At 45.0% G+C, this 4,851-nt stretch carries 6 protein-coding genes; 3 read left to right on the top strand and 3 right to left on the bottom strand.

The window, feature by feature from the left end:
• The 3 genes from GS398_RS22090 to GS398_RS22080 form a co-directional block, all read left to right on the top strand.
• Positions 1 to 1,417 (top strand): RHS repeat domain-containing protein (locus GS398_RS22090; protein WP_160909018.1); only part of this gene is annotated, 1,417 nt, incomplete at its 5' end.
• Between the two features lie 11 nt (positions 1,418 to 1,428).
• The gene (locus tag GS398_RS22085; RefSeq protein WP_160909017.1) at positions 1,429 to 1,857 is read left to right on the top strand and encodes a hypothetical protein; all 429 of its coding nucleotides are present in this window, start codon (positions 1,429 to 1,431) and stop codon (positions 1,855 to 1,857) included.
• Between the two features lie 487 nt (positions 1,858 to 2,344).
• Positions 2,345 to 3,550, top strand: a complete 1,206-nt coding sequence (locus GS398_RS22080; RefSeq protein WP_160909016.1) for a site-specific integrase — start codon at positions 2,345 to 2,347, stop codon at positions 3,548 to 3,550.
• Positions 3,551 to 3,617: 67 nt separating this feature from the next.
• Here GS398_RS22080 and GS398_RS22075 read toward each other — a convergent pair whose 3' ends face one another.
• The 3 genes from GS398_RS22075 to GS398_RS22065 all read right to left on the bottom strand — a co-directional run.
• Positions 3,618 to 4,124 carry a hypothetical protein gene (locus GS398_RS22075; RefSeq protein WP_160909015.1) on the bottom strand — a complete coding sequence of 169 codons (507 nt, stop codon included), beginning with the start codon at positions 4,122 to 4,124 and terminating at the stop codon, positions 3,618 to 3,620.
• A 13-nt stretch (positions 4,125 to 4,137) separates the two neighbouring features.
• Positions 4,138 to 4,518: a hypothetical protein gene (locus tag GS398_RS22070; protein ID WP_160909014.1), complete on the bottom strand. Its 381-nt coding sequence runs from the start codon at positions 4,516 to 4,518 to the stop codon at positions 4,138 to 4,140.
• 14 nt (positions 4,519 to 4,532) lie between these two features.
• On the bottom strand, positions 4,533 to 4,851 hold a 319-nt coding region (locus tag GS398_RS22065), incomplete at its 5' end, for a hypothetical protein (protein WP_160909013.1).

The raw sequence follows: 4,851 nt of genomic DNA, 5'->3' as shown, positions 1-4,851 counted from the left end.
CAATATGGGGAACATTACTTCCCTATCGCGGTATGACGGCGCCACGCAGATCGATAACCTGGGCTATACCTATGAAAACTCCGGGATCAGCAGCCGCCTGGCATCCGTTACCGACGCCACCAGCAATAATGCCGGAGCCAAAGCCGGGTTAAGCAGCTACGCTTATGACGGCAACGGCAATGCCACCACCGACGGCCGGAACAACAAAACCATCACCTACAATGCGCTGAATCTGCCGGTCGCGGTGAACGGAACGGAGATCGTATATACCTACGACGCGGCAGGCAACAAGCTCCGCAAAGCCAGCACCACCACAGGAACTACCGATTACGTCGGCGGCATCCACTACGGCACGGTCAGCGGTAACTATGTGATTAACTTCATCCAAACCGAAGAAGGCCGTGCCGTGCGCCAATCCGATAACAGTTACAAGTACGAATATAATCTTACCGATCATTTAGGAAACATTAGAAAAAGCTTCGATATTTATGCGGGAGCCGCGAGGGTGATCCAGGGCGATGATTACTATCCCTTCGGGATGCAGAAGGCGGGGACGGTGCCGGGGAATGCGAATAAGTATCTGTATAATGGGAAGGAAATGCAGGAGGAATTGGGGCAGTATGATTATGGAGCCAGGTTCTATGACCCGGTAACGGGGAGGTGGATTGTTGTTGATCCGCTGGCGGAGAAAGGAAGACGATGGTCTCCCTATACCTACGGCTTTGACAATCCAATAAGGTTTACCGATCCGGACGGGATGTGGCCGGATTGGCCAGGCTTTGTACAGGATGTAAAAGACTTTTCAGCGGGGACGATGGCGGCTGTGGTGGACAATTACTTACCTGGCACAAATATCAGGTCAACATATAACCCTAAGAACCCAGGGATGTATAATATGGGGCAGAACGCCGGTGATATCGTTACAGCTATTGCCGGGATGAAAGAAATGCTGGACGGGGGATCCGCCATCGTCGGAGGGGTAGCGTTAGCGCCTGAGACAGGAGGTTTATCATTAGCTGGTTCAGCTGCAGGAGTTGCAGTCGCTTCTCATGGGTTTCTGGTCACCAACAAGGCTTTGGGCAACTTAATCCAAAAAGGCAGGGTTAATGCAGAAGGCCAATCACAGGGTACGTATAAATCTGATCGGGAGTTACCAAGAGATAAGAATGGAAATCCAGTAGTTGATCAAGAGGCTCAGGGGCAAGCTCATACTCAACTCGGACAAAAATCAGGAAGAAAAGGGACATATAACCAGGCCAGGGAATGGGATGCAAGTGGAAAGAAAGTTAAGGACACCGATTTTACGGATCATGGTCGTCCCAATGAACATACTAATCCACACCAACATGATTGGCTAACTAATCCTACTGGCGGAACTCAGCAACGAGGGCCGGCTAGGCCTATGGTATTACTTTAATATGAATGTAAATGGTTGCTGTTAAAATAGAGGGTGACGATAAAGGTCTTTCGGTTACCCTTCAAGATATACTAACAAATATTCCAAATGGAAAAACTCTTTACTGGGCATTGTTATGGATAGAAGCTTCAGGTGATTTAGGAGATGAAAGTATTTTGGAGTTTGAGAATACGGTTAACCACTCAGTGGAAGGAACGTTAATTGAATGGGAGAAATTACATGTACTTTCAAGCAAAATATTGCAGACGATAGAGATCTTGTTCATCGGATGTAAAAACCACAACGACATTAAGCGGTATAAAGAAGATAAAGACATGTATTCAACCTGTGATTATACCGTTGAACTTATTGACTCTTCGTACTGGTTAGTGCACTCGAAAGATACTGAAGCTATTGAGCATCTGAAGAAAGCCTTAAATGGCAAAGAATATGCCCAATAAATTATTGATTGATAAACGAAAGGCCGGCGGATCCCGGATCAAGCTGAATTTCTGGGGAGTAGATTTGGCTGTCAGCTATCAGCATTCAGCCCGTAAGTATACCTTATAAGATAAGTAATTGAAGTTGAGCTATTTCTGAGTAGTATTCTAGGTTTGACATTGTAAACAAAGCTGATTGCTGACAGCTGAAAGCTATAGCTCCCCAAACTTTTAAGCCTGATCCATAACCACCATGTGCAAATTCTGTGCAAAAAAAGCGGCTACGAATTCTTCATTCATAACCGCTTGATTCACTGTGTGGGAGCTACTGGGTTCGAACCAGTGACCCTCTGCTTGTAAGGCAGCGGATTTATGGTTTTATATGGCTCTATTTTTTTGTTATATACCTGATAAACAGCATATATATTCGAAAAATCGTAAATTTGATAACAGATAATTTCATTATTTCTGTGCAAATCCTGTGCAAATCATTTATTACTTTTGGTAAATGAATACCAATATTACAATCTCACTGGATATGCGACGCAGCAAGAACGACGGTACCTATCCAGTAATCATGCGCCTGGGGCATAATCTTAGGACGACATCTATTCCCCTTGATATCTCCGTTCTAGAAAAGGACTGGGACGCCAAAAACAAGGAGGTAAAAAAGAGCTACACCGGACTTTCAACGGTTACCCGACTGAATAATTTCATCCAAAAGATGAAAGCCGAAGCAATGGATATCATCTTGAAGCTCAATGAAAAGGGTGAACTAAACGGTTTGTCGGTAACTGCCCTACGTGAAAAGATCATCAGAGCGGAAAATAAACAATCTTTTTTTGTTTATGGAGATTCACTTGTGAAGGAAATGGTAGAACTTGGCCAAATCGGCAATGCCCGCTGTTATAAAGGTGCGCTAGCCGTATTGAAGACGTTTAATAAGGACAAGGATTTGGCCTTTAACGAGATAACCTACAAATTGCTTAGTGAATTCGAAAAGCACCATAAAAGGAAAGGAAACCAAGCCAACGGATTAGCCGTCTATATCCGAACCTTTCGGGCAATTTATAATAAGGCTATTAAAGACGGACTGGTTGAAAAAGAAAATCATCCCTTTGCTGATTATAAGGTTAAGACAGTGCCTACAGAAAAACGAGCCTTAGATGCGGAGTTTCTGAAAAAGCTGATCGACCTCCAATTAGAAAAAGACGATATTTTGTTAAATGCCAGGAACTATTTCGTTGCCAGTTACATGATGTATGGCATGAACTTCACGGATATGGCCTTTCTGAAAAAAACGAATATCATTCATGGCCGTATCCATTACCGCAGAAAGAAGACGAGTAAACTTTATGACATTAAAATCGGTAGTAGTTTGCAAGCAATCCTGGATCATTACAAAAATGATTCCAGCTACATCTTTCCGATCATCAGGCGTGATACAGCTTTGTTGCAAGCGAAAGATATTCAGTGGGCAAGAAAACGTTATAATAAAAAATTAAAAGAACTAGCGAAGTTGTGCGGCATTGAACAAAATCTGACAAGTTACGTCAGCCGCCATTCCTTCGCAACACAAGCAATGATGCAGCAGGTGCCTTTAACCGCTATCAGCACAATGCTTGGGCATTCCAGTTTAAAAACCACTGAAATTTATTTGAAGAGTTTGCCGAGCGATGTCTTGGACGGCTACAACGCTTTGATTTTACAATGAAGCAGTATTTTAGGTGACAACATTTGTAAAAAGATGGATCCTAATGCAACAAGGCTGACTCAAGCCTTTATGCGCGGTTGGTCGGTTCTATATGATTATCCGCTGTCCCCCACTTAACCACCCGTTGCACAAGGCTGTTCAACTTCTCCTGCATTTTCGCAACAACCTTATATCCCGCTTCTATCCCCTCATTGGGATGTTTGATAACGACACGCGCCAGCATTGTTTCGTTGCCGACCATGATTTTGCCGAACGCTTTATCGAATTCATCCGGGGAATACCATTCATGGGTTTTGGGATCGTAAATCCATTGCCGCGCCATTCTCGCTTTTTGCAAGATCTCGGCGCAATGAGGGATGCGCTTTTGATCGGGGTCTTGGGAATAACCTTGTATGTCCCGAATTAGTTGTTCTTCCCGGTACTTTGCTCCGGGATGGGGATGAATGGGTTTGTACATATCCGGCATGTCGAGCGTGTGAAGGACAAAGAACGGCAATGCTAATAATAATAGCAAATTAAATCCTTCCCTAAAGGCGACAGCGTGACGCAGGACGCAGGCCGCAAATGCGGGCAAGCATGCTCTTTCATTACCGAAGACTTTCCCCGACCCTGAACCCCATTTTCAAGCCGAGGGCGTTTGCGTGCATCAGGAACATGCCTAACTCCCGCGCCATGCTTGCCGGGAATTCAACGCGAATGGACAATTCCATTATTTTTTCCTGCCGGAAGCGCGTCGCGGTTTCCTGCTGTAGCCGTAGGTCATTATCCGTCACGACAGGATGAAGATCGGCAAAAAAATTATGGTTCATTTTTTCGCTGATGCGCCACAGGAAATCAACCGGAAGGCTGTGCTTCCTGTAAGTATAGCTGGGACTGCGATTATTGCCGAACACCTCCGTCATTTCCGGGACGGTAAGGCGTTTCTGCCGTGCCACCTCTTTAATCCTTTCGCCGATATGGATGGTCATCACAACGGCGCGTATCAGACAAGGGTAACGCCCATGGTTTTTCCGATAGCGGAAACATGGTGCAGGAACAGATGAAAGTTATCGAGATGCGCCATTGTCACGCGCAATTTAATCATCAGCCGGATATATTCTTCCGATTGTTCTTCGGACTGTTTTTCCTGTACCAGGACGATTTCCGGCACTTTGGTTTCGACCTTGCTTTCAAGATAGAGCTGCACAAAATCATACTGCAACAACTGCCCGAGTTGCCACAATTTATGGATCGAGATTTCGCCTCCCGCATAAAGATTGTAAACGGAGCTGACCGAGATTGTAAGTTCTTCGGCAATCCGT

The sequence above is a fragment of the Hufsiella ginkgonis genome (genome assembly GCF_009834915.1).
GTDB classification, from domain to species: domain Bacteria; phylum Bacteroidota; class Bacteroidia; order Sphingobacteriales; family Sphingobacteriaceae; genus Hufsiella; species Hufsiella ginkgonis.
This window is presented reverse-complemented; position numbering and strand designations above follow the sequence as displayed.

Coding starts and splice junctions, on each gene's coding strand:
- GS398_RS22085 (WP_160909017.1), top strand. CDS start 1,429: ATGGTTGCTGTTAAAATAGAGGGTGACGATAAAGGTCTTTCGGTTACC.
- GS398_RS22070 (WP_160909014.1), bottom strand. CDS start 4,518: ATGACCATCCATATCGGCGAAAGGATTAAAGAGGTGGCACGGCAGAAA.
- GS398_RS22080 (WP_160909016.1), top strand. CDS start 2,345: ATGAATACCAATATTACAATCTCACTGGATATGCGACGCAGCAAGAAC.